The following is a 796-nucleotide window of genomic DNA, read 5'->3' as shown; positions in this document are numbered from 1 at the left end:
TCTGGCGCAGGAGAAAGAAAAGCAGAAGCCCTGGCCGTTGTCGCCATCAGGTGCCTGGAATTCAGATAAAGATGAAGAGGATATGCAACGTCTGAGGGATGCTGCAAAGTGGAAGGACAAATAAAAGAAGAGAGAGTTATGGCAGGACAATTAACTGAAAAATTAAAAACGTTTAACTGGAAAGATGACAGGCTACGTATGTGGCCTGGTTGTAAATTTGGTGTGCAGATAACAGCATGTTGTATTTCAGTATCATTTTTTATGACGTTCTGTGCAGCTCTGGTTTACGGTGAAAGTGCTATGGGGCTATTAGTATGTTTTCTGGTTGTGCACTTTTTCTCTGCAATTATTACAATTGTTGTGCTGTGGGAAATATCTTCTACTCAGTATGTTCTTATGAAAATAGAGTCTGAAACGGATATTATTTCAAAATCAGAACAACTGAAAAAACGATGTGTATTATCTGCCTGCAGAGTGGCCCTGATCATTATCGCTGTTGCTGTTGGATTTGAACTGCAATTTGTCCTTTTCTCGGGGGCGGTGTTTGCTTTATTGGGGGCAGTTTTTACATGTGTTTTTTCTTATAAGGTGAGAAAACTATATCCTGACGATTTTGTTCGATTTGTTTATGTTAATCTGCCTGGAGAGTGTCGTTCAAAAGACGATGTGTGTTGTTCCAGTAATAATAGAGTTAATCCGGCAACTGGACTTCCCATGTTAGGTGGAATTGATGCGGGGGGGAATGCCTGGGGAATGAATAATCATCGCTGGGATGACCGTTGGTAAAAATACAGGT

At 40.8% G+C, this 796-nt stretch carries 1 protein-coding gene; it reads left to right on the top strand.

Annotated features, from left to right (window positions below):
• Positions 1 to 138 precede the first annotated feature (138 nt).
• Entirely contained in the window at positions 139 to 786 is a 648-nt protein-coding gene (locus tag EQY_RS0123645) for a hypothetical protein (RefSeq protein WP_000918612.1), read from the top strand.
• Positions 787 to 796 lie beyond the last annotated feature (10 nt).

This window comes from Escherichia sp. TW14182 (assembly GCF_000208525.1).
Classification (GTDB): Bacteria; Pseudomonadota; Gammaproteobacteria; order Enterobacterales; family Enterobacteriaceae; genus Escherichia; species Escherichia ruysiae.
Note: the sequence above shows the minus strand (reverse complement) of the source record. Positions and strands in the feature narration are given on the sequence as shown.

What these genes read in the sequence shown, in the direction of transcription:
- EQY_RS0123645 (WP_000918612.1), top strand. Translation starts at nt 139, where the DNA reads ATGGCAGGACAATTAACTGAAAAATTAAAAACGTTTAACTGGAAAGAT.